Here is a 23,461-nt window from a genome sequence, read left to right as displayed (position 1 = left end):
CGGTGGTAAAGCAGTCGGCTGCGGGTGCCCGGTGGGGGCACCCGCAGCCGCCCTCCGGTCAGAGGTACTGACCGGTGTTCGCCACCGTGTCGATGGAGCGTCCGGTGTCCGCGCCCTGCTTTCCGGTGACGAGGGTGCGGATGAAGACGATCCGCTCGCCCTTCTTTCCGGAGATCCGGGCCCAGTCGTCCGGGTTGGTGGTGTTGGGCAGGTCTTCGTTCTCCTTGAACTCGTCCACGCAGGCCTGGAGCAGGTGGGAGACTCGCAGGCCCTTCTGGTTGTGTTCGAGGAAGGCCTTGATGGCCATTTTCTTGGCCCGGTCGACGATGTTCTGGATCATCGCGCCGGAGTTGAAGTCCTTGAAGTACAGGACTTCCTTGTCGCCGTTGGCGTACGTGACCTCGAGGAAGCGGTTCTCCTCGGTTTCGGCGTACATCTGCTCGACGACGGTCTGGATCATGCTGTGGACGGCGACCTCGGAGGAGCCCTGGTGCTCGGCCAGGTCGTCGGCGTGCAGCGGCAGCGAGGCCTTGAGGTACTTCGCGAAGATGTCCCTGGCGGCCTCGGCGTCCGGGCGCTCGATCTTGATCTTCACGTCGAGTCGGCCGGGTCGCAGGATGGCCGGGTCGATCATGTCCTCGCGGTTGGAGGCGCCGATGACGATGACGTTTTCGAGGCCTTCGACGCCGTCGATCTCGGCGAGGAGCTGCGGGACGATGGTGTTCTCGACGTCCGAGCTGACACCGGATCCGCGGGTGCGGAAGAGGGATTCCATCTCGTCGAAGAAGACGATGACGGGGGTTCCCTCGCCGGCCTTCTCCCGGGCGCGCTGGAAGACGAGGCGGATGTGGCGCTCGGTTTCGCCGACGTACTTGTTGAGGAGCTCGGGGCCCTTGATGTTCAGGAAGTAGGACTTCCCGGCGGGCTGGCCGGTGACTTCGGCGACCTTCTTGGCAAGGGAGTTGGCGACGGCCTTCGCGATGAGCGTCTTGCCGCAGCCGGGCGGGCCGTAGAGCAGGATGCCCTTGGGCGGCCGCAGTTCGTGTTCCTTGAAGAGGTCCGGGTAGAGGTAGGGGAGCTCGACCGCGTCGCGGATCAGCTCGATCTGGTCGCCCAGGCCGCCGATCTTGTCGTAGTCGATGTCCGGGACCTCTTCGAGGACGAGTTCCTCGACCTCGCTCTTGGGGACGACCTCGTAGACGTAGCCGGAGCGGGGTTCGAGCAGGAGGGCGTCGCCGGGGCGGATGGTGGCGTCCAGCAGCGGCTCGGCGAGCCTGACCACCCTTTCCTCGTCGGTGTGCCCGATGACCAGGGCGCGCTCGCCGTCCTCGAGGATCTCCTTGAGGGTGACGATGTCCCCGGCCCGCTCGAATTCCATGGCCTCGACCACGTTGAGGGCCTCGTTGAGCATGACCTCCTGGCCGCGCCGGAGCTCGTCCGGTTCGACGCTGGGGCTGACGTTCACGCGGAGCTTGCGGCCCCCCGTGAAGATGTCGACGGTGCCGTCCTCGTTCGCCTGCAGGAAGACACCGAATCCGGCCGGCGGCTGGGCGAGCCGGTCGACTTCCTCCTTGAGCGCGACGATCTGGTCGCGTGCCTCACGGAGCGTATTTGCCAGTCGCTCGTTTTGTGCGGAGACGCCGGCCAGGTTTGTCTGGAGCTCGACGATCCGCTCTTCGAGAATCCTCGTGTGTCGCGGAGAGTCGGCGAGCTTACGTCGCAGGACGGCGATTTCCTGCTCGAGATAGGCAACCTGGCCGGCGGGGTCCTCAGACCCACGCCCCGGCCGGATGCCGCGGTTGATGTCGTCGTCGTGGGCTGCCACGGTCCTCACCTCCTCCAAGGGGAGCTGGACGCTTCCTGACCCTACCTGGGCTGGTGGTGATTGAAACCCCTAGATCACAAAGACGGTAGAGGTGTGTCCGATCTTCACCCTTGCGTACTCCCTCACGCCAGGGGAATACCCACCCTTCAACATCGGAAAGCAGCCGGTTGTAAGGTCGAGGCGTTCAACACCCGCCAGCCTGGACGCGACTTGCCGCCGGCACGTGGCGGGAAACGGATCACTCAGGGCAGGAACGGCAGGAGATATGACCGTGCAGCAGGAGGCAACCGGTGGGGGCGCCGACGGCGCGGGGCGGGCCGGGGAGCCGCTGGAGGTCTGGATCGATCAGGACCTGTGCACCGGTGACGGGATCTGCGTGCAGTACGCGCCGGAGGTGTTCGAGCTGGACATCGACGGTCTGGCGTACGTGAAGAGCCCGGAGGACGAGTTGCTGGTGGAGGCGGGGGCGACCACTCCGGTTCCGCTGCCGTTGCTTCAGGACGTGGTGGATTCGGTGAAGGACTGCCCGGGCGACTGCATCCACGTCAGGCGGGTTTCGGACGGGGTCGAGGTGTTCGGCCCGGACGCGGAGTGACGGTTCAAACACTCCCGGCGGGCGAGTCCGTCAGCTCCTGGCGGAATTTTCCGCCGCTCCAACGCCACTTGGCGAGCTGCTCGACGTCGGGGGCGTAGCGGGGGACTTCGGGTGAGGAGTAGCCGAGGAGCCGCGCGGTGATGATGCCGTCACGGATCGTGAGGTCGGTGGCGGTCTGGCGGCGTGCGGTGTCGAGGAGGGTGGCGACGATCCGGGGCCGGGCGTCCTGTGCCGCGTCCTGGGCGAGTACGTAGAGGGCGTGGGGTGGGGTGCCGGATCCGGCGTCGCAGCGGACGGCGGCGACGGTTTCGGGCCGGCGGTCGCCGTCGAGGTCGCCCCGGGCGGTGGCGGTGACGGCGACGGGGTTGCCCTTGCAGTCGAGGGGCCAGGTGACGGCGGCCGGGTCGGGGGCGGCGGTCCGGGGGGCGCTGGCGGGGCCGGGGACGGGCTCGGGGGCGTCGGGGCCGGCGGCGGTGGCCTCGGGCTGGAGGAGTCCCGCGCCGGCTATGACGGCGGCCATGGCGCAGGCGGTGGCGAGCCAGTGCAGGGGCTTGGTGTGGGTGTGGGCCGGGTTTTCCAGGATGGGGGCCTGCGCGGCGGTGCGGTGCGGCACGCGGGGTGTCTCCTGTGCGGGCGGTGGCGGTGACGGCGAGCCAGCATCGTGTCACACCTCGCACGGGGGTGGAACGGGTGGGTCCGCGGTCTGGGGGCGGTATGCCCGGACAACGTGAAGGCGCTGCGGTGCAGTTCCCGCGGGTGGTGGGGAACTGCGCCGCAGCGCCTGTGTGTTGTGTGTCGGCGGGGCCGGTGGTCAGCCGCGGTCGCCGGAGCCGCCGGACTGGCTGCCGGGTCCCTCGTAGTCCTCGCCGTAGGCGCCCTTGGCGGGGCGGCGGCGGCGCATCGGGGGCTCGACGCCGTCCGCGAGGCGGCGGGCGGTGACGAGGAAGCCGGTGTGTCCGATCATCCGGTGGTCGGGTCGGACGGCGAGGCCTTCGACGTGCCAGTTCCGGATCATCGATTCCCAGGGCTGGGGTTCGGCGAAGCAGCCGATCTCGCGGATGGACTCGACGGTCTTGGACAGCTGGGTGGTGGTGGCCACGTAGCAGCACAGGATGCCGCCGGGGACGAGGGCCTTGGAGACGGCCTCCAGGCACTCCCAGGGGGCGAGCATGTCGAGGATGACGCGGTCGACGTCGGTGTCGGACAGGTTGTCCTGGAGGTCGCCGACGGTGAGCTGCCACGCGGGGTGCGGGCCGCCGAAGTAGCGCTCGACGTTCTCCTGGGCGATCTGGGCGAAGTCCGCGCGGCGCTCGTAGCTGTGGAGCATGCCCTGGTCGCCGATGGCGCGCAGCAGGAAGCTGCTGAGGGAGCCGGAGCCCACCCCTGCTTCCACGACGCGTGCGCCGGGGAAGATGTCGGCGAAGGCCAGGATCTGGCCGGCGTCCTTGGGGTAGACCACGGCGGCGCCGCGGGGCATGGACAGGACGTAGTCGGGGAGCAGGGGGCGCAGCGCGAGGTACGCGACGTTCCCCGTGGTACGGACAACACTGCCCTCGGGAGCGCCGATCAGCTCGTCGTGCGGGAAGGAACCCTTGTGGGTGTGGAAGTTCTTCCCGGCTTCGAGCGTGAACGTGTAGTGGCGTCCCTTGGGGTCGGTGAGCTGGACCTGGTCCCCGACCTTGAAGGGCCCGCGACGGCGGGCGGCACCGGTCGGTTCGGACATGTGACCAGTGTATTGGTTTCAGGAGCGGGGCCGTGCCATGGCCTTCACGAAGGCCTTTTCGACGTCGAGGGTGGACAGGACGCCGTAGACCTGGTCGTCGGTTTCGAGGACGAGGTATTCGGTGGCGGGGGTGGCGCGGAGGTGGTCGAGGAGTTCTTCGCCGGTGAGTTCCGCGGAAACCTTCATGCCGTCGGTGAGGTCTTGGGCGAGCGTGCTGACGGCGACCCAGGGGCGGCGGTGTTCGGGTACGGAGGCGATGGCGGTCTCGCGGACGATGGCGGTGGGTTCGCCGTGGCCGTCGACGATGACGATGGCGCGGGCGCCGTAGGCGTTGGCGCGGCGGAGGGCTTCGGAGAGGGGGGTGGTGTTCTCGACGGGGACGGCGCGGCGGGTGAGGGTGCGGGCGCGTAGTTCGGGGAGGTGTTCGCGCAGGCGCGCCATGCGGAGGCTGTTGCCGGCGCCGGTCCAGATGATGGCGGCGAGGATGGCGGCGAGCAGGGCGTCCATGACGGTGCTCATGCCGCCGATCTCGTCGCCGGGGGTGCCGAGGAGTCCGGTGTGCGTGATCATCGGCAGGCCGAGGAGGACGGCGATGGCGAGGGCGCGGCCGACCCAGGCGGCGGCGACGGTGCCGGTCATGGGTTTGCCGGTGATGCCCCAGATGACGGCGCGGAGCATGCGGCCGCCGTCGAGGGGGAGGCCGGGCAGGAGGTTGAAGGCGGCGACGAGCAGGTTGGAGATCATGAGGCCGGCGAGGAGGACGCCGGGGACGGTGCCGGGGTCGACGGCGTTCATGCCGAGGTAGAAGGCGCCGGCGAGGAGGAGGGAGAGCAGGGGGCCGACGAAGGCGAGGACGAATTCGCGGCCGGGGGTCTCGGATTCCTTCTCGATCTCGGATACGCCGCCGAAGAACTGGAGCTGGATGCGCCGTACGGGGAGGCGGAAGCGGAGGGCCGCGACGGTGTGGGCGAGTTCGTGGACGAGGACGGATCCGTAGAAGGCGACGGCGAAGAAGAGGGAGACGAGGTAGCGGGCGGGGCCGAGGTCGGGCAGGACGCGGTCGAGCTGGTCGCCGAAGACCCAGGTGATGAGGGCGGCGACGAGGAACCAGCTGGGTGAGACGTAGACGGGTACGCCGAAGGGGCGGCCCATGAGGAGTCCGCCGCCGGGTCCGGGGCGCTTGCCCGGGCGTGCGCCGGTCTCGTCGTTGTCTGCCACTGCTGTCCTTCGTTCGGTGCCGGTCGGCGGGGGGGGTGCCGGTGGTGTTCCCAGTGTGGTTCACGGGCTGCCCGGCGGCTGCTGCCGGGCTGTGCGGTAGCGCGGTGTGATGCTCCGATCATGCAGTGCGAGGGGGCCCGGCGTCGATGGTATGCGGGTGGCTGTCCGTGGCGGGTCGTAGGGTTTCGTGCATGACGACGAGCACCGGTTCCCTTCCCGGCGCCGCGGATGCCGATGCGGCTCCGGGCGCGGGGGTACCCGTTTCGCTGTCGCCCTCGCGGGCGAGCGATTTCATGCAGTGTCCGCTGTTGTACCGGTTCAGGGTGATCGACAGGTTGCCGGAGAAGCCGAGTGCGGCGGCGACGCGGGGCACGCTGGTGCATGCGGTGCTGGAGCGGTTGTTCGATCATCCGGCGCTGGAGCGGACGGCGCCGCGTGCCAGGTCCCTGGTGCCGGGGCAGTGGGAGCGGCTGCTGGAGGCGAAGCCGGAGCTGTCGGAGTTGTTTCCGGCGGAGGACGGGGGGGCGGGGCTGGCGCTGTGGCTGTCGGAGGCCGAGGCGCTGGTGGAGCGGTGGTTCACGCTGGAGGACCCGACGCGGCTGGAGCCGGTGGAGCGGGAGTTCTTCGTGGAGGCGGAGCTGGAGTCGGGGCTGCGGCTGCGCGGGATCATCGACCGGGTGGACGTGGCGCCGACGGGTGAGGTGCGGATCGTCGACTACAAGACGGGCAAGGCGCCGCGGCCGGAGTACGCCGAGGGTGCGTTGTTCCAGATGAAGTTCTACGCGCTGGTGGTGTGGCGGCTGAAGGGGGTGGTGCCGCGGCGGCTCCAGCTGGTGTACCTGGGCAGCGGGGACGTGCTGACGTACGACCCGGTGATGGCGGACTTGGAGCGGGTGGAACGCAAGCTGCTGGCGCTGTGGGAGGCGATCAAGGAGGCGACGGCGACGGGTGACTGGCGGCCGCGGCCGACGAAGCTGTGCGGGTGGTGCGATCACCGGGCGGTGTGTCCGGAGTTCGGGGGTACTCCGCCGGTCTATCCGTTGACGGTCGTGCCGGGGGCGGGTGCGGGCGGGGCGCGTCCGACGGAATCCTGATCATCCGATCAGGGCAGAATGGGGGGCGTCGCACCGAAGCGGCCTGACGAATTCGAGGTGTCCCCCGTGGCGATCCGCGTCCTCCTGGTTGACGACCAGCCGTTGCTGCGCACCGGTTTCCGGATGATCCTGGAGGCCGAACAGGATCTGGCGGTGGTGGGCGAGGCCGGGGACGGCGTGCAGGCGTTGGAGCAGGTGCGGGCCTTGCAGCCGGACGTGGTGCTGATGGACATCCGGATGCCGCGGATGGACGGGGTGGAGGCGACGCGGCAGATCACCGGCCCGGGCCGGGACGGTCCGGCGAAGGTGCTGGTGCTGACGACGTTCGATCTGGACGAGTACGTGGTGCAGGCGTTGCGTGCGGGGGCGAGCGGCTTCCTGTTGAAGGATGCGCCGGCCCACGAGCTGGTGCAGGCGATCCGGGTGGTCGCGGGGGGTGAGGCGATGCTGGCGCCGAGCATCACGCGGCGGCTGCTGGACAAGTACGCGGAGCACCTGCCGTCGGGCGAGGAGCGGGTGCCGGACACGCTCGGTTCTCTGACGGAGCGTGAGGTCGAGGTGCTGAAGTTGGTGGCGCGGGGGCTGTCGAACGCGGAGATCGCGGCGGACCTGTTCGTGAGCGAGACCACGGTGAAGACGCACGTGGGGCACGTGTTGACGAAGCTGGGTCTACGGGACCGGGTACAGGCGGCCGTGTACGCGTACGAGAGCGGCCTGGTCCGGCCGGGGGCCGCGCAGTAGCCGTCGGCCCGGGGCGTGTTGGGTGCGTGTCGGAACCGGCCCGTGCCGCCGCCCGGTGGGAGGTGGCACGGGCCGGTTCGCGTCCGTGGGGCCGGAGTGTCAGCCCTTGGCGATCTCCCAGAAGCGGAAGACGGTGGAGGCGTCGAGCGACCACTGCAGGCCGGTGACGTTCTGGCGGGTCACCGCGTACTGCTTGCTCTGCCACAGGGGCAGGAGCGGGATCTCGTCGGCGACGATGTCCTGCAGGCGGCTGTAGTCCGGGGTGGCCGCGGTGCGGTCGGCCTTCGAGGCGGTCGCCGGGATGATCGACCCGGTGATCTCCTTGTTGTCGTAGTTGTTGCGCAGGACGTTGTCCGGACCGAAGAACGGCTGCGTGAAGTTGTCGGCGTCCGGGAAGTCGGGGACCCAGCCGCGGACGTAGACGCCGTACTTGCCGGCCTCGATGTCCTTCTCGTACTGCTCGTACTCGACGGACTTGACCTCGGCCTCGAACAGGCCGCTGTCGTTGAGCTGCTTGGCGATGAGCTGCATCTCCTGGTCCGTTGCCGGACCGTAGCGGGCGGGCGTCGAGTACAGGGTGATCTTCACCTTGTCCTTGATGCCGGCCGCGCGGAGGACGGCCTCCGCCTTCTTCGGCTGCGGGCTGCCGCCGTAGCGGTCGAAGAAGGCGGTGGTGTGCGAGCCGATGCCGGCCGGGATGACCGAGTACAGCGAAGTGGCGGTGCCCTCGTAGACGTCCTTGACGAGCGCCTCGCGGTCCACGAGGTAGGCGATGGCCTTGCGGACGGGGAGCTTTCCGGCGACTTCGTCCTTCATGTTGAAGACGAGGTGCTGGACCTCGGCGCCCGTGCCCTGGACGACCTCGACCTTGTTGTTGCCGGTCTTGGTGGAGGACAGGCTGGCGATGTCCTTGGCGGCGAGGCCGCGGAAGGCGAAGTCGACGTCGCCGCTCTCCAGGACCTTCTTCAGGGCGGCCTGGTCGTGGTTGAAGAACTTCAGCGTGACGCCGGTGTTCTTCGCCTTGGCCTTGCCGGTGTAGGCCTCGTTGACCGAGAAGTTGGCGCTCTTCTCGTTCATGGAGTCCAGCTTGTAGACGCCGGAGCCGATGGCCTTGTTGTCGGAGCGGAGCTTGTCGGCCGGGTACTCGCTGCTGTCGACGATGGAGCCCGCGCCCGAGGCGATCTTGCTGGGGAAGGTCGCGTCGGAGGTCTTGAGGCGGAAGACGACGGTCTTCTCGTCGGGGGTGTCGATGCCGGCGATCGACGACAGCATGACGGCGGGGCCGTTCGGGTCGTTGATCTTCAGGGTGCGCTCGAAGGAGAACTTCACGTCCTTCGAGGTGAGCGCGTGGCCGTTGCTGAACTTCAGTCCGGCGCGCAGGGTGCACTTGTACACCTTGCTGTCGCCGCCCTCGAAGTTGCAGGCCTGGGCCGCGTCGGGCTCCGGCGTGGTGCCGCCCTTGGGGAAGCTCAGCAGCGACTGGAAGACGTTGTTGAAGAGCAGCCAGGAGCCCGGGTCGTAACCGGAGGCGGGGTCCACGGACTTCACCTTGTCGGATATGCCCATGACCACGCCCTTGCCGCCCTCGGCGGCGGGGCCATCGGTCGAACCGCAACCGCTGAGCAGCGCGGCGGCGGTGGCTGCGCCGAGCGGGGCTGCCAACCACTGGTTACGTCTCATCGCACGAACGTCCTTCACAGTCTTGCTGAATCGTTGTGCCGGCCTGCGAAACCCGCTGCCGGTTGCTGGTGGTCTCAGCCGCTGACACCGCGGCCGAGCTCCCACAGCTGGAGGTCGGAGATGGCGTTGACCGACCACTCCACTCCGGTGATCCCGTCGCGTGCGGCGACGTACTGCTTGCCCTGCCACAGGGGCAGGACGGGCACGTCCTCGGCGACGATGTCCTGCATCTCCGAGATCGCGGGGGCGGCGACGTTGCGGTCGACCGCCTTGCGGGACTCGGGGATGAGCTTGGTGCGCACCGTGCTGTTGGCGTACGGCGTGCCCAGGAAGTTGTCCTGCTCCAGGAAGGGAGCGAGGAAGTTGTCGGCGTCCGCGTAGTCGGGGAACCAGCCGAGCCCGTAGGCGGCGTAGTCGCCCTTCTTCTGCGCGGGACGGAATTCGGTCCAGTCGGAGCCCTGGACGGTGATGTCGAACAGCTGGGTGGAGTTCAGCTGGTTCTTCAGGGTCTCGAACTCGGTGGCCGTGCCGTCGCCGTAGTGGTCCTTGGTGTAGTTCAGCGTCAGCTTGACCGGCGTTTTGATGCCGGCGTCCTTCAGCAGTGCGGCGGCCTTGGCGGTGTTGGCCTCGCCGTACTTGTTGCGGAACGAGTTGACGTGGCCGGGGACGGAGGTGGGGACCAGCGAGTAGAGCGGCTGGGCGGCCTTGCCGTACACCTTGGAGATGATCGCGTTGCGGTCGACGGCGGCGGCGAGGGCCTGGCGCACGGCCTTGTCCTTGACGGCCGGGGCGTCGGTGTTGAAGCCGATGTAGCGGATCTCCAGGCCGGGCATCTGGGTGAGCTTGACGCCCTTGGGCGGGTTGGCGGAGAACTCGGTGATCTGGGCGGGCGACAGGGTGCGCGAGACCATGTGGATCCGGCCGTCGGTGAGCGCCTTGCCCATGGCCGCGGAGTCGGTGAAGGTGCGCAGTTCGACCTTGTCGTTCTGCAGCTTCAGGTCGCCCTTGTAGTTCGGGTTCTTGCTGAACACGGCGCGGACGAGGTGGTCGCCCTTGACCTCGGCCTTCATCGTGTAGGGGCCGGAGCCGTCGACGGCGAAGCCCGCGCGGAGCTTCTTGGCGTCGTAGGCCTTCTCGCTGACGATGCCCGCGGCGGGCGTGGCGAGCTTGTACGGGAAGGTGGCGTCCGGGGTCTTCAGGTGGAAGACGACGGTGTCGGCGCTCTTGACCTCGACGGTGTCGATGGTGGACAGCAGCGAGGAGGGGCCGTTCTCGGCGTTGATGGTGCGGACGCGGTCGATGGAGAACTTCACGTCCTTGGCGGTGAGCGGCTCGCCGCTGGCGAACTTCAGGCCGGGCCGCAGGGTGCAGCGGTAGCTCTCGTTGCCGTTGTCGGTGAAGCGGCAGTCGGAGGCCGCTTCGGGGACGGGCTGGCCGCCGCCGCGGGGGGTGTGCATCAGGGTCTGGACGGTCTGCCGCAGGACGTTCCAGGCGCCGGCGTCGTAGGCGTACGCCGGGTCGAACGGTGCGGGGGCGTAGTCGGCCGCCTCGTACCGGTCGGTGGTGCCGACGACGATCGCTCCGGTTCCTGCTCCTTGGCCCGTCGCGCTGCCGCAGGCGGCGAGCGCGGGGGTGAGCAGGCCGGCTGCGGCCGTCAGCGCCAGGGTCTTGCGGTTCATGCTGGAAGTACTCCCTTGACCGGCACTTGTTCACAGCGGTGGAGAGGGCACTTCGCGGGGGTCGCCCGTTCAGGGCGGAACGATCGGGCCGGTTGTATGACGATCGGTCCACACAGTTCCGACACAGGGGTATGCGTCCGGGACTGCTGCGGTGCGGCGGAGTGCCCGCGACGACATTAGTGGCCTATGAGGGCATGGCTTGAACTGGCAGGACTTGGGGTGTAATCGCACGGTGATGGGAGGGGACTGCCTGTCAATGGCGGGGGTGTCCCAGATGGGGTCAGGAGATCACCAATCCGGACACAAGGGAAGCTTGCCGAGCCCCGGGACAGGTCGGTCGGGGGCGTTTCGGGTGACGAAGGTCACCCGGCCCGAGTGCCACCGAATGGATGGGATTCAGGCCGTCCGGCCATGGAACGAAAGATCTCCCGCGGGCCGGTGACGGAGCCGGTTCCGGCCCGCTCGGAGCGGAGCGTGTGCGGTCAGTTCATCGGGGTGATGAGGGACCGGAGGAAGGGGAGGTCCACGTCCTCCAGGGACCGGACCACGGTCCGCCCGGGCGCGGGAGCGATCAGGCCGACGGAGGGGACGGCGACGACGCGGCAGCCGGCGGCCTCGGCGGCCGCCACGCCGGTGGCGGTGTCCTCGATGACGGCGCAGCGCGAGGGGTGGGCGCCGAGGGTGCGGGCGGCCAGCAGGTAGGGATCGGGGTGCGGCTTGGTGCGGGGCACCTCGTCACCGGCCACGGTCATGGCGAAGCGCTCGGGCCCCAGGGAGCGCAGGACCCGGTCGATGACCCGGCGGTGGGAGGCGGAGACGAGGGCCGTGGGCACGTTGTGCCGGGCCAGCTCGGTCAGCAGCCGCTCGGCGCCCGGCATGAGCGGCACCCGCTCGGCGATCCGGGCTTCGAAGCGCTCGTTGAGCAGCACGCTCAGTTCGGCGAGGTCGATCTCCACGCCGGTGGCCTCGATCAGGAACCCCAGGCTCCGGCTCATCGGACCGCCGACGACGACGTCCCGCCAGGACTCCTCCAGTCGGTGGCCCAGCTCGGCGAAGACGTCCGTCTCGGCCTCCCACCAGAAGCCCTCGGTGTCGACCAGCGTCCCGTCCATGTCGAGCAGCACCGCCTGCAGGGCCGAGCCGTCGGCCGTACGGGTGATGGAGACGGGAACGGTGCTGGTCATGCGCACACACCTCTCGGAAGGGACGAGAAGGCCGGTCACCTCTTCCCGCGGGGGCGTACCCCCGGGGAACAGGCGACCGGCCTGGTTGGGACCGACCAGTGTACGTCGATCTGCCTCAGCGTGCGTTGAAATACTTCGCTTCGGGGTGGTGGATGACGATCGCGTCGGTGGACTGCTCCGGGTGGAGCTGGAACTCCTCGGAGAGGTGGACGCCGATCCGCTCGGGCCGGAGCAGGTCGGCGATCTTGGCGCGGTCCTCCAGGTCGGGGCAGGCGCCGTAACCCAGGGAGAAGCGGGCCCCGCGGTACTTGAGGGCGAACATGTCCTCGACGTCGGCCGGGTCCTCCCCGCCGAAGCCGAGTTCGGCGCGGACCCGGGCGTGCCAGTACTCGGCGAGCGCCTCGGCGAGCTGGACGGACAGGCCGTGCAGCTCCAGGTACTCGCGGTACGAGTCCGACTCGAACAGCCTGGCGGTGGCCTCGCCGATCTTCGAGCCGACGGTGACGACCTGGAGGCCGACCACGTCGGTCTCGCCGGACTCCTCCGGGCGGAAGAAGTCGGCCAGGCACAGGCGGCGGCCGCGGCGCTGGCGGGGGAAGGTGAACCGGGTCCGCTCGTTGCCCTGCTCGTCGAGGATGATCAGGTCGTCGCCCTTGGAGACGCAGGGGAAGTAGCCGTGGACGACGGCCGCCTCCAGCAGGTTCTCCGTGTGCAGCTTCTCCAGGAGGCCGCGCAGCCGGGGCCGCCCCTCGCTCTCGACGAGCTCCTCGTAGCTGGGGCCGCCGACGCGGGCCTGCTTCAGCCCCCACTGGCCCTTGAACAGCGCCCCCTCGTCCAGCCAGGAGGCGTAGTCCTTCAGCGGGATGCCCTTGACGACGCGGGTGCCCCAGAACGGCGGGGCGGGCACCGGGTTGTCGATGGCGACGTCGGAGCGGCCGCCGGGCTCCTCGGCCTCGTCGATCGGCAGCGGGGTGTCCCGCTTGGGGACCCGGCGCTGCTTGAGCTCGGGCAGGGTGGCGCCGGGGACGCCCCGCTTGACGGCGATGAGGGCGTCCATCAGGCGCAGGCCCTCGAAGGCGTCGCGTGCGTAGCGGACTTCGCCGTCGTAGACCTCGTGGAGGTCCTGCTCGACGTAGGCGCGGGTGAGGGCGGCGCCGCCGAGGATGACCGGGTAGTGGGTCGCCAGCTTGCGCTGGTTGAGCTCCTCCAGGTTCTCCTTCATGATCACGGTCGACTTCACCAGCAGTCCGGACATGCCGATGACGTCCGCGTTGTGCTCCTGCGCCGCCTCGACGATCGCGGAGACCGGCTGCTTGATGCCGATGTTGACGACGTTGTAGCCGTTGTTCGACAGGATGATGTCGACCAGGTTCTTGCCGATGTCGTGGACGTCGCCGCGGACGGTCGCCAGCACGATGGTGCCCTTGCCCTCCGCGTCCGACTTCTCCATGTGCGGCTCCAGGTGGGCCACCGCGGACTTCATCACCTCGGCCGACTGGAGCACGAACGGCAGTTGCATCTGGCCCGAGCCGAACAGCTCGCCGACGACCTTCATGCCCTCCAGCAGGGTGTCGTTGACGATGTCCAGGGCCGCCCGGGCCTCCAGGGCCTCGTCGAGGTCCTGCTCCAGGCCGTTCTTCTCGCCGTCGATGATGCGGCGCTGGAGCCGCTCCTCCAGCGGCAGCGCGGCCAGTTCCTCGGCCTTGCCGGCCTTGAGGGACTTGGCGGTGGCGCCTTCGAAGAGGGCCATCAGCTTCTGCAGCGGGTCGTAGCCCTCGCTGCGGCGGTCGTAGATGAGGTCCAGGGCGGTGGTGACCTGCTCGTCGTCGAAGCGGGCGATCGGCAGGATCTTCGACGCGTGCACGATCGCCGAGTCCAGGCCGGCCTTGACGCACTCGTCGAGGAAGACGGAGTTCAGCAGGATGCGGGCGGCCGGGTTGAGGCCGAAGGAGATGTTCGACAGACCGAGCGTGGTCTGCACGTCCGGGCGCCGCTCCTTCAGCTCGCGGATCGCCTCGATCGTCGCGATGCCGTCCCGGCGGGACTCCTCCTGCCCGGTGCAGATGGTGAACGTGAGGCAGTCGATGAGGATGTCGGACTCGTTGACGCCCCAGTTCTCCGTCAGGTCCGCGATCAGGCGCTCGGCGACGGCGACCTTGTGCTCGACGGTGCGGGCCTGGCCCTCCTCGTCGATCGTCAGCGCGATCAGTGCCGCGCCGTGCTCCTGGGCCAGCCGGGTGACCTTCGCGAAGCGGGAGTCTGGGCCGTCGCCGTCCTCGTAGTTGACGGAGTTGATGACCGCGCGCCCGCCCAACTTCTCCAGCCCGGCCCGGATCACCTCGACCTCGGTCGAGTCCAGGACGATCGGCAGCGTGGAGGCGGTGGCGAACCGGCCCGCCAGTTCCTCCATGTCGGCCACGCCGTCTCGGCCGACGTAGTCCACGCACAGGTCCAGCATGTGCGCGCCCTCGCGGATCTGATCGCGGGCCATCTCCACGCAGTCGTCCCACCGGCCGTCCAGCATGGCCTCGCGGAACTTCTTCGACCCGTTGGCGTTCGTCCGCTCCCCGATCGCCATGTACGAGGTGTCCTGCCGGAACGGCACCGTCTGGTACAGGGAGGAGGCGCCCGGCTCGGGGCGGGGCTCACGGGCGACCGGGGCCAGTCCGCGGACCCGCTCGACGACCTGGCGCAGGTGCTCGGGCGTCGTGCCGCAGCAGCCGCCGATCAGCGACAGCCCGTACTCGCGCACGAACGTCTCCTGGGCGTCCGCCAGCTCGGAGGGGGTCAGCGGGTAGTGGGCCCCGTCCTTGGTCAGCACGGGCAGGCCCGCGTTCGGCATGCACGACAGCGGGATGCGGGCGTTGCGGGCCAGGTAGCGCAGGTGCTCGCTCATCTCGGCGGGGCCGGTGGCGCAGTTCAGGCCGATCATGTCGATGCCCAGCGGCTCCAGCGAGGTCAGCGCCGCGCCGATCTCGGACCCCAGCAGCATGGTGCCGGTGGTCTCCACCGTCACGGAGCAGATCAGCGGGACGGACACGCCGAGGGCGTCCATGGCGCGCCGGGCGCCGATGACGGAGGCCTTGGTCTGGAGCAGGTCCTGGGTGGTCTCCACCAGCAGGGCGTCGGCCCCGCCCGAGAGCAGGCCCTCCGCGTTGACCTGGTAGGCGTCGCGGATCGTCTGGTAGGGGACGTGGCCGAGGGTGGGGAGCTTCGTGCCCGGCCCCATGGAGCCCAGGACCCAGCGCTGCTGTCCGGTGGAGGCGGTGGAGGCGTCCGCGGCCTCGCGGGCGATCCGGGCGCCGGCCTCGGAGAGCTCGAAGTTCCGGTCGGGGATGTCGTACTCGCCCAGAGCGGTGAAGTTGGCGCCGAAGGTGTTGGTCTCCACGCAGTCCACGCCGGCCGCGAAGTAGGCCTCGTGCACCGAACGCACGATGTCGGGGCGGGTGACGTTCAGGACCTCGTTGCAGCCTTCGAGCTGCTGGAAGTCTTCAAGCGTGGGCTCCTGGGCCTGGAGCATCGTTCCCATGGCCCCGTCGGCGACGACCACGCGGGTCGCGAGCGCCTCTCGGAGGGCATCGGCCCGGTTCCGGGTGTCTGCGGGCGGGTTCGGCAACGAGGCCATGAGAGCTCCCTGGGATGCGACGGCTGTCGGCTTTGCACCCTTGCTGTGTCAAGGGTGCACGCGGTCAGGGTAACCGCGCCTTCGCAACCCCGGTGAGGGCGTCCCACGTGGCGGACTGCATCCTGTGCGCGTAGGGGTCGGCCGGGTGTGGCCCGGGCGGCTTCGGCTTGAACATATGGCCAACCGTGCGCAAGGTCGACATGGGCCGATAGTGTTCAGCATTGTCGAACTACGTCAGCAGGAGGCTGCGCACCATGGCACGGAACATCCAGTCGCTCGAACGAGCCGCTGCGATGCTGCGGCTCCTTGCCGGCGGTGAGCGCCGCCTCGGCCTCTCGGACATCGCGAGCGCCCTGGGGCTGGCCAAGGGCACGGCCCACGGGATCCTGCGCACGCTCCAGGCCGAGGGCTTCGTCGAGCAGGACCAGGCTTCCGGCCGCTACCAGCTGGGCGCGGAGCTGCTGCGCCTCGGCAACAGCTATCTGGACGTGCACGAGCTGCGCGCCCGCGCGCTGGTGTGGACCGACGACCTGGCCCGCGCGAGCGGCGAGAGCGTGTACGTGGGCGTGCTGCACCAGAGCGGGGTGCTGATCATGCACCACGTCTTCCGACCCGACGACAGTCGCCAGGTGCTGGAGGTGGGGGCCATGCAGCCGCTGCACTCGACGGCGCTGGGCAAGGTCCTGTCGGCGTACGACCCGGTGGCCCACACCGAGGCCCTGGAGGCCGAGCGGGAGGCGTTCACGCCGCGCACGGTGACCGACCGCGCGGGCTTCGAGGACCTGCTGGACCTGATTCGGGCGCGCGGGTGGGCCGCGGACGTCGAGGAGACCTGGGAGGGCATCGCCTCGGTGGCCGCGCCCATCCACGACCGGCGCCGGATGCCGGTGGGCGCGGTGGCGGTGGCCGGCGCGGTGGAGCGGGTCTGCGGGGAGTCCGGCGAGCCGCGTGCGGCGCTGGTGGCCTCCGTGCGCGACTGCGCGCGGGCCGTTTCCCGCGACCTCGGTGCGGGCCGGTTCTAGCCTTCGATCCATGGGGTTCCGGCCACTTGGTGGCCGCTTTCTGCTGCTTTGTCGCCCCATTACGGCCACCGGATGGCCTGTTTTGGTCGATCGCACTGCGTGGTAACGATCCGACACATTGGCCTGGCCAACCCTTGACGCGTTCTTCACCTGGGCGAAAAACTGCCGTTCATCGGTCGGCATTGTCGAACACCTACCGGCAATACGCGCTAGGGTGTGGCAAGGCCAAGGACCGGTGAACCACTCACCGAGTGCACGGACCGCGGGACGGGACCCCGCGTCCGCGCACCCCTGGACGTAAGACAAAGGAGTCGCGGGTGTCCAGCTCCGACATCTTCCTCGGCGAGACCATCGGTACCGCCCTGCTCACCCTGCTCGGCGGTGGTGTCTGCGCCGCCGTGACCCTCAAGAGCTCCAAGGCCCGCAACGCAGGCTGGCTCTCGATCACCTTCGGCTGGGGTTTCGCCGTACTGATCGCCGCCTACGTCTCCGCCCCGCTCTCCGGTGCACACCTCAACCCGGCGGTCACCGTCGGCCTCGCAGTCAAGAACGGCGATTGGAGCGACGCTCCCGTCTACTTCGCCGGCCAGCTCCTCGGCGCCATGCTCGGCGCGGTCCTCATGTGGGTCACCTACTACGGCCAGTTCCAGGTCCACCTCGCGGACCCGGAGCACATCCGTGACGCCAAGCTCGGCCCGGAGGACCCCCACCCGCACGACGTGGCCGGCCCGGTGCTCGGGATCTTCTCCACCGGCCCCGAGATCCGCAACGTGGTCCAGAACCTGGCCACCGAGGTCATCGGCACGGCCGTCCTGGTCCTGGCGATCCTGACCCAGGGCCTGCAGGACGACGGCAAGGGTCTCGGCGTCATCGGCGTCCTGATCACCTCCTTCGTCGTCGTCGGCATCGGCCTCTCCCTCGGCGGCCCGACCGGCTACGCCATCAACCCGGTCCGCGACCTCGGTCCGCGTATCGTCCACGCCCTGCTGCCGCTGCCCAACAAGGGCGGCTCCGACTGGGGTTACTCCTGGATCCCGGTGGTCGGCCCGCTCGTCGGCGCCGTCATCGCCGGCGGTCTGTACAACGTCGCGTTCGCCTGATCAGCACGGCCCCGCGCTCGTAAGATCCGCACCGCCCACCTGATTCCGCACTCCTCATAGACCTGCCAGGAGCAGCCACATGACCAGCAGCACCGGCCCGTTCATCGCCGCCATCGACCAGGGCACCACATCCTCCCGCTGCATCGTCTTCGACCGCGACGGCCGCATCGTCGCCGTCGACCAGAAGGAGCACGAGCAGATCTTCCCGAAGCCGGGCTGGGTGGAGCACGACGCCACGGAGATCTGGACCAACGTCCAGGAGGTCGTCGCCGGCGCCATCGCCAAGGCCGAGATCACCGCCGCCGACGTCAAGGCGATCGGCATCACCAACCAGCGCGAGACCACCGTCCTGTGGGACAAGCACACCGGCGAGCCGGTGCACAACGCGCTGGTCTGGCAGGACACCCGCACCGACGCCCTGTGCAAGGAGCTCGGCCGCAACGTCGGCCAGGACCGCTTCCGCCGCGAGACGGGCCTGCCGCTCGCCTCGTACTTCGCGGGCCCGAAGGTCCGCTGGCTGCTCGACAACGTCGAGGGCCTGCGGGAGCGCGCCGAGGCCGGCGACATCCTCTTCGGCACCATGGACTCCTGGGTCATCTGGAACCTGACCGGCGGCACCGAGGGCGGCGTTCACGTCACCGACGTCACCAACGCCTCCCGCACCATGCTCATGAACCTGCACACCCTCGCCTGGGACGAGCGCATCGCGGAGTCCATGGACGTCCCGCTGAAGGTCCTCCCCGAGATCAAGTCCTCCGCCGAGGTCTACGGCCACGTCAAGGACGGCGTCCTCGCCGGCGTCCCGGTCGCCTCCGCACTCGGCGACCAGCAGGCCGCCCTGTTCGGCCAGACCTGCTTCGCCGAGGGCGAGGCCAAGTCCACCTACGGCACCGGAACGTTCATGCTGATGAACACCGGCGACAAGGTCATCAACTCCTACAGCGGCCTGCTGACCACGGTCGGCTACCAGATCGGCGACCAGAAGCCGGTCTACGCCCTGGAGGGCTCCATCGCCGTCACCGGCTCGCTCGTCCAGTGGATGCGCGACCAGATGGGCCTGATCAAGTCCGCTGCCGAGATCGAGACCCTGGCCCTGTCCGTCGAGGACAACGGCGGCGCCTACTTCGTGCCCGCCTTCTCCGGCCTGTTCGCCCCGTACTGGCGCTCCGACGCCCGCGGTGTGATCGCCGGCCTCACCCGGTACGTCACCAAGGCGCACATCGCCCGTGCCGTCCTGGAGGCCACCGCCTGGCAGACCCGCGAGATCACCGACGCCATGACCAAGGACTCCGGCGTCGAGCTGACGGCCCTCAAGGTCGACGGCGGCATGACCTCCAACAACCTGCTGATGCAGACGCTCTCGGACTTCCTGGACGCCCCCGTGGTCCGTCCGATGGTCGCCGAGACCACCTGCCTCGGCGCCGCCTACGCCGCCGGCCTGGCCGTCGGCTTCTGGCCGGACACCGACGCCCTGCGCGCCAACTGGCGCCGCGCGGCCGAGTGGACCCCGCGGATGCCCGCCGAGCAGCGGGACCGCGAGTACAAGAACTGGCTCAAGGCCGTCGAGCGGTCCATGGGCTGGATCGACGAGGAAAACGCCGGCTGACCGCACCAGCCGACGAACCGATGAGGAGCTGAAGAAACATGAGCACCCTGCAGAGCGTCCCCGCCCTGGGAACGCACCCGACCGCCGGCTCGAACCCGGGCCGCGCCGAGACCCGCGAGCAGCTGTCGAAGGCCACGTACGACCTGCTGGTCATCGGCGGCGGAATCCTGGGCACCTCGGTGGCCTGGCACGCCGCGCAGTCGGGTCTGCGGGTGGCCATGGTGGACGCCGGCGACTTCGCCGGCGCCACCTCCTCCGCCTCCTCCAAGCTCGTCCACGGCGGGCTGCGCTACCTGCAGACCGGCGCGGTCAAGCTGGTGGCCGAGAACCACCACGAGCGGCGGGTGCTGGCCAAGGACGTGGCCCCGCACCTGGTCAACCCGCTCACCTTCTACCTGCCGGTCTACAAGGGCGGTCCGGTGGGTGCGGCCAAGCTGGGCGCGGGCGTCTTCGCCTACTCCGCCCTCTCGGCCTTCGGCGACGGCATGGGCAAGGTCATATCCCCGGCCCGTGCCGTCGCCGACAACCCCGGCCTGAAGACCGACAACCTCAAGGCCGTCGCGGTCTACTACGACCACCAGATGAACGACTCCCGCGTCGCCGTCATGACGGTCCGCGCGGCCGTCGAGTCCGGTGCGGTCGTCCTCAACCACGCCGAAGTCACCGGCCTGCGCACGACGCGCGGCCGGGTCTCCGGCGCCGAGCTCAAGGACCGCCTCGACGGCACCGAGTTCGGCGTCGACGCCCGCGTCGTGCTCAACGCCACCGGCCCGTGGGTGGACCACCTGCGGCGCATGGAGGACAAGCACGCGCTGCCGTCGATCCGCCTGTCCAAGGGCGCGCACATCGTCATGAAGCGCAAGTCGCCGTGGAAGGCCGCCATGGCCACCCCGATCGACAAGTACCGCATCACCTTCGCCCTGCCGTGGGAGGACCAGCTGCTGCTGGGCACCACCGACGAGGTGTACGAGGGCGACCCGGCGGACGTGCGCGCCACCGAGAAGGACATCCAGCAGATCCTGGACGAGGCCGCCTTCTCCGTGAAGGACGCCGACCTCGACCGATCCCTGATGACGTACGCCTTCGCCGGCCTGCGCGTGCTGCCCGGCGGCCCCGGCGGCGTCGAGAAGGCCAAGCGCGAAACCGTCGTCACCGAGGGTGCCGGCGGCATGCTGTCCGTGGCCGGCGGCAAGTGGACCACCTACCGCCACATCGGCCGGGTGGTCATGGACAAGCTGGCGAAGCTCCCGGGCCGCCCGCTGACCGATGACATGGAACCGGTGAAGTCGCTGGTCCGCCGTGTCCCGCTGCCCGGCGTCGCCAACCCGAACGCGGTCGCGCACCGCCTGCTGGTGGACCGCGAGCCCGGCGCCCGCATGGACCCGCTGACCGCCCGCCACCTGGCCTCCCACTACGGTTCGCTGGCCTTCGACATCGCCCGCATGGCCAACGAGGACCCGGCGCTGGCCGAGCGGATCCACCCGGACGGCCCGGAGATCTGGGCGCAGGTCGCCTACGCCCGCGACTTCGAGTGGGCCGAGACCGTCGACGACGTGCTGCGCCGCCGCACCACGGTCACCATCCGCGGTCTCGACGACGACGCGGTCCGCAGCCGCGTCGAGGAGATGCTGGGCCGCAAGGCATAGCCTCCGGCAAGGTGGGGAAGAGGGGCGGTTCCGAGGGGAACCGCCCCTCTGTCGTGGGCTGTGGCCGCCGTCCCCACAAGGCTTAGGCTGGCCCACGTACACAAGGAACTTGGGAAGGAGACCTGGGTGATCGAGCTTGAGGGCGTGCCCGAGCTGATCGACCCGGTCATGGTGGCCGCGTTCGAGGGCTGGAACGACGCGGGTGACGCGGCCTCCGGTGCGGTCGCGCACCTGGACCGGGAGTGGAAGGGAGAGGTCTTCGCGGCGCTCGACGCCGAGGACTACTACGACTTCCAGGTCAACCGGCCGACGGTGTGGCTGGACAACGGGGTACGGAAGATCACCTGGCCGACGACGCGGCTGTCCGTCGTACGGATCGGCGGCGCCAACCCGCGCGACCTCGTGCTCGTACGGGGCATCGAGCCGTCGATGCGGTGGCGGTCGTTCTGCAACGAACTCCTCGGCTTCGCCCACGAACTGGGCGTCGAAATGGTCGTCATCCTCGGCGCACTCCTCGGCGACACCCCGCACACCCGCCCGGTGCCGGTCAGCGGGGTCACCTCCGACCCCGACCTGGCGCGGACGATGCACCTGGAGGAGACCAAGTACGAGGGCCCCACCGGCATCGTGGGCATCCTGCAGGAGGCCTGCACCCATGCCGGGGTCCCCGCCGTGTCCCTGTGGGCGGCAGTCCCCCACTACGTGTCCCAGCCGCCGAACCCGAAGGCGACGCTCGCCCTGCTGAACCGTCTGGAGGACCTCCTCGACCTGCGGATCCCGCTGGGCGAACTCCCCGAGGACGCGCGGGCCTGGCAGCTGGGGGTCGACCAACTCGCCGCGGAGGACAGCGAAGTCGCGGAGTACGTCCAGACGCTGGAGGAGGCGCGGGACACCGCGGACCTGCCGGAGGCGTCCGGGGACGCCATCGCGCGGGAGTTCGAGCGGTACCTGCGGAGGCGTGATCCCGGGGCGGAGCCGGGGGGTGCCGGGGCCGGCGGTGACGGGTCGTACCTGCGGGACACGTCGTCCGGGCGGACGCGGCCGCCGCGGCGGGCCGTGGACCCGGAGCCGGAGCCGGAGGCCGGGCCCGGCCAGGATCCGGGGGACGACACCCCCGGATCGGCGGAGCCGCCGCAGCCGTAGCCCTGCGGGGCGCCGTCGGGGTGCCGCCCCGGGTATCCCGGGGCCGGTGCGGGGGGCTGTGCCGCTGCGCGGAGCCGTTCCCCTACCCGCCCCTTTCCCGAAACCGGGGGCTCCGCCCCTCGGACCCCCGATGCGCTCAAGTGCCGCGCGGGCTGGATCCACCGGCGGGTACCGCCCACGGACCCCCGATGCGCTCAAGTGCCGCGCGGGCTGGATGGGGGGCATCACTCCCCGCGGCGTGGGAGGCCGGAGGCCGGGGTGCCGGTGGTGCGGCGGCCCCGGCCTTCCGGGTGCGTGCGCTCCCGCCGGGCGTCGGCAGGGCCGAGCCGCCCGTGGCGGGGGCGGGGGTTAGAGGGCTACGCCCAGCAGGGCGTCCACCGTGCGGGTGACCAGGCCCGGCGCGGCGGTGTCGGTGCCGTCGGAGGCGTTCTGGGCCTCCACCCAGCGGTCGACGGCCGCGAGGGCGGCCGGGGCGTCCAGGTCGTTCGCGAGGGCCTCGCGGACCTCCTCGACCAGTGCGTCGGCCGGCAGGCCGTCCGGGCGGGACACGGCCGCGCGCCAGCGCGCCAGGCGGGCCTCCGCCTCCGGGAGGACGTCGTCCGTCCACTCCCAGTCCGCGCGGTAGTGGTGCGCGAGCAGGGCCAGGCGGATCGCCGCCGGGTCCACGCCGGCCCGCCGCAGGGCGGAGACGAAGACCAGGTTGCCCTTGGACTTCGACATCTTCTCGCCGTGCAGGGCGACCATGCCCGCGTGGACGTAGGCCTTGGCCATCGGGAACTCGCCGGTCAGGACCTGTGCGTGCGAGGCGCCCATCTCGTGGTGCGGGAACGCCAGGTCGGAGCCACCGCCCTGGATGTCGAAGCCCATGCCCAGGTGGTCCAGGGCGATGGCCACGCACTCGATGTGCCAGCCGGGGCGGCCCCGGCCGAGGGAGGCGCCGTCCCAGCTGGGCTCGCCGTCGCGGGCGGCCATCCACAGCATCGGGTCCAGCGGGTTCTTCTTGCCCGGGCGGTCCGGGTCCCCGCCGCGCTCCGCGGACAGCAGGCGCATGGCCTGCGCGTCGAGGTTCGACACGCCGCCGAAGTGCGTGTCGGACTCCACGGAGAAGTAGATGTCGCCGTCGAGCTCGTACGCCGCGCCCGCGTCCCGCAGCCGCTCCACCAGCGGCACGATGCCCGGTATGGCTTCGACGGCGCCGATGTAGTGCTGTGGGGGCAGGATCCGTAGGGCGGTCATGTCCTCGCGGAACAGTGCCGTCTCGCGCTCCGCGAGCTCGGTCCAGTCGTGGCCGTCGCGCAGGGCCCGCTCCAGGAGGGGGTCGTCGACGTCCGTGACGTTCTGCACGTAGTGAACCTGCCGCTTGGTGTCGAGCCACACGCGCTGCACGAGGTCGAACGCGTTGTAGGTCGCCGCGTGACCGATGTGGGTCGCGTCGTACGGCGTGATGCCGCAGACGTAGATGCGGGCGACGGGCCCGGGGTCGAGGGTGATCTTCCCCTGGGTCGCGGTGTCGTGGATCTGGAGGTCGCGGCCCTTGCCGGGCAGGGCGGGGACCTCAGAAGCGGGCCAGGCATGCATGT

Annotated in this window: 17 protein-coding genes; 8 read left to right on the top strand and 9 right to left on the bottom strand. The window is 70.0% G+C overall.

Features of this window, described 5'->3' with window-relative positions:
* Positions 1–58 precede the first annotated feature (58 nt).
* Positions 59–1,825, bottom strand: a complete 1,767-nt coding sequence (gene arc / locus ACFV7Q_RS01560) for a proteasome ATPase (RefSeq protein WP_385422378.1) — start codon at positions 1,823–1,825, stop codon at positions 59–61.
* Between the two features lie 265 nt (positions 1,826–2,090).
* Here arc and ACFV7Q_RS01555 point away from each other — a divergent pair, with 265 nt between their 5' ends.
* Positions 2,091–2,420: a ferredoxin gene (locus ACFV7Q_RS01555; RefSeq protein WP_385422376.1), complete on the top strand. Its 330-nt coding sequence runs from the start codon at positions 2,091–2,093 to the stop codon at positions 2,418–2,420.
* A gap of 4 nt (positions 2,421–2,424) precedes the next feature.
* Here ACFV7Q_RS01555 and ACFV7Q_RS01550 read toward each other — a convergent pair whose 3' ends face one another.
* The 3 genes from ACFV7Q_RS01550 to ACFV7Q_RS01540 form a co-directional block, all read right to left on the bottom strand.
* Positions 2,425–3,033: a hypothetical protein gene (locus ACFV7Q_RS01550; protein WP_385422374.1), complete on the bottom strand. Its 609-nt coding sequence runs from the start codon at positions 3,031–3,033 to the stop codon at positions 2,425–2,427.
* A gap of 198 nt (positions 3,034–3,231) precedes the next feature.
* Positions 3,232–4,143, bottom strand: coding sequence for a tRNA (adenine-N1)-methyltransferase (locus tag ACFV7Q_RS01545; RefSeq protein WP_385422372.1), 912 nt, complete (start codon positions 4,141–4,143; stop codon positions 3,232–3,234).
* 18 nt (positions 4,144–4,161) lie between these two features.
* The gene (locus ACFV7Q_RS01540) at positions 4,162–5,295 is read right to left on the bottom strand and encodes a site-2 protease family protein (RefSeq protein WP_385422454.1); all 1,134 of its coding nucleotides are present in this window, start codon (positions 5,293–5,295) and stop codon (positions 4,162–4,164) included.
* A 257-nt stretch (positions 5,296–5,552) separates the two neighbouring features.
* Here ACFV7Q_RS01540 and ACFV7Q_RS01535 point away from each other — a divergent pair, with 257 nt between their 5' ends.
* Positions 5,553–6,455 (top strand): RecB family exonuclease, encoded by a 903-nt coding sequence (locus ACFV7Q_RS01535; protein WP_385422370.1) that lies wholly within the window; start codon positions 5,553–5,555, stop codon positions 6,453–6,455.
* 66 nt (positions 6,456–6,521) lie between these two features.
* A complete protein-coding gene (locus ACFV7Q_RS01530; RefSeq protein WP_361095993.1) occupies positions 6,522–7,196 on the top strand; it encodes a response regulator transcription factor in 675 nt (224 codons plus the stop codon).
* A gap of 99 nt (positions 7,197–7,295) precedes the next feature.
* Here ACFV7Q_RS01530 and ACFV7Q_RS01525 read toward each other — a convergent pair whose 3' ends face one another.
* The 4 genes from ACFV7Q_RS01525 to metH form a co-directional block, all read right to left on the bottom strand.
* Positions 7,296–8,876 (bottom strand): ABC transporter substrate-binding protein, encoded by a 1,581-nt coding sequence (locus ACFV7Q_RS01525; protein WP_385422367.1) that lies wholly within the window; start codon positions 8,874–8,876, stop codon positions 7,296–7,298.
* Between the two features lie 74 nt (positions 8,877–8,950).
* The gene (locus tag ACFV7Q_RS01520; protein ID WP_385422365.1) at positions 8,951–10,555 is read right to left on the bottom strand and encodes an ABC transporter substrate-binding protein; all 1,605 of its coding nucleotides are present in this window, start codon (positions 10,553–10,555) and stop codon (positions 8,951–8,953) included.
* 482 nt (positions 10,556–11,037) lie between these two features.
* Positions 11,038–11,739, bottom strand: coding sequence for an HAD family hydrolase (locus ACFV7Q_RS01515; protein ID WP_385422363.1), 702 nt, complete (start codon positions 11,737–11,739; stop codon positions 11,038–11,040).
* Between the two features lie 115 nt (positions 11,740–11,854).
* A complete protein-coding gene (gene metH / locus ACFV7Q_RS01510; RefSeq protein WP_385422361.1) occupies positions 11,855–15,364 on the bottom strand; it encodes a methionine synthase in 3,510 nt (1,169 codons plus the stop codon).
* 254 nt (positions 15,365–15,618) lie between these two features.
* On the opposite strand from metH, the gene ACFV7Q_RS01505 reads away from it, so the two are divergent.
* The 5 genes from ACFV7Q_RS01505 (at position 15,619) to ACFV7Q_RS01485 (ending at position 21,881) form a co-directional block, all read left to right on the top strand.
* Positions 15,619–16,386, top strand: a complete 768-nt coding sequence (locus tag ACFV7Q_RS01505; protein ID WP_385422359.1) for an IclR family transcriptional regulator — start codon at positions 15,619–15,621, stop codon at positions 16,384–16,386.
* Positions 16,387–16,703: 317 nt separating this feature from the next.
* Entirely contained in the window at positions 16,704–17,486 is a 783-nt protein-coding gene (locus ACFV7Q_RS01500; RefSeq protein ID WP_385422357.1) for an MIP/aquaporin family protein, read from the top strand.
* Between the two features lie 79 nt (positions 17,487–17,565).
* On the top strand, positions 17,566–19,092 hold the full coding sequence (gene glpK / locus ACFV7Q_RS01495; protein ID WP_385422355.1) for a glycerol kinase GlpK: 1,527 nt from the start codon (positions 17,566–17,568) through the stop codon (positions 19,090–19,092).
* A gap of 38 nt (positions 19,093–19,130) precedes the next feature.
* On the top strand, positions 19,131–20,738 hold the full coding sequence (locus tag ACFV7Q_RS01490) for an FAD-dependent oxidoreductase (RefSeq protein ID WP_385422353.1): 1,608 nt from the start codon (positions 19,131–19,133) through the stop codon (positions 20,736–20,738).
* Positions 20,739–20,864: 126 nt separating this feature from the next.
* Positions 20,865–21,881: a PAC2 family protein gene (locus ACFV7Q_RS01485; RefSeq protein WP_385422351.1), complete on the top strand. Its 1,017-nt coding sequence runs from the start codon at positions 20,865–20,867 to the stop codon at positions 21,879–21,881.
* Between the two features lie 348 nt (positions 21,882–22,229).
* Here ACFV7Q_RS01485 and mshC read toward each other — a convergent pair whose 3' ends face one another.
* Positions 22,230–23,459 (bottom strand): cysteine--1-D-myo-inosityl 2-amino-2-deoxy-alpha-D-glucopyranoside ligase, encoded by a 1,230-nt coding sequence (gene mshC / locus ACFV7Q_RS01480; RefSeq protein WP_385422349.1) that lies wholly within the window; start codon positions 23,457–23,459, stop codon positions 22,230–22,232.
* Positions 23,460–23,461: the final 2 nt, after the last annotated feature.

The sequence above is a fragment of the Streptomyces sp. NPDC059851 genome, from assembly GCF_042732005.1.
In the GTDB taxonomy this organism is placed as follows: Bacteria; Actinomycetota; Actinomycetes; order Streptomycetales; family Streptomycetaceae; genus Streptomyces.
This window is presented reverse-complemented; position numbering and strand designations above follow the sequence as displayed.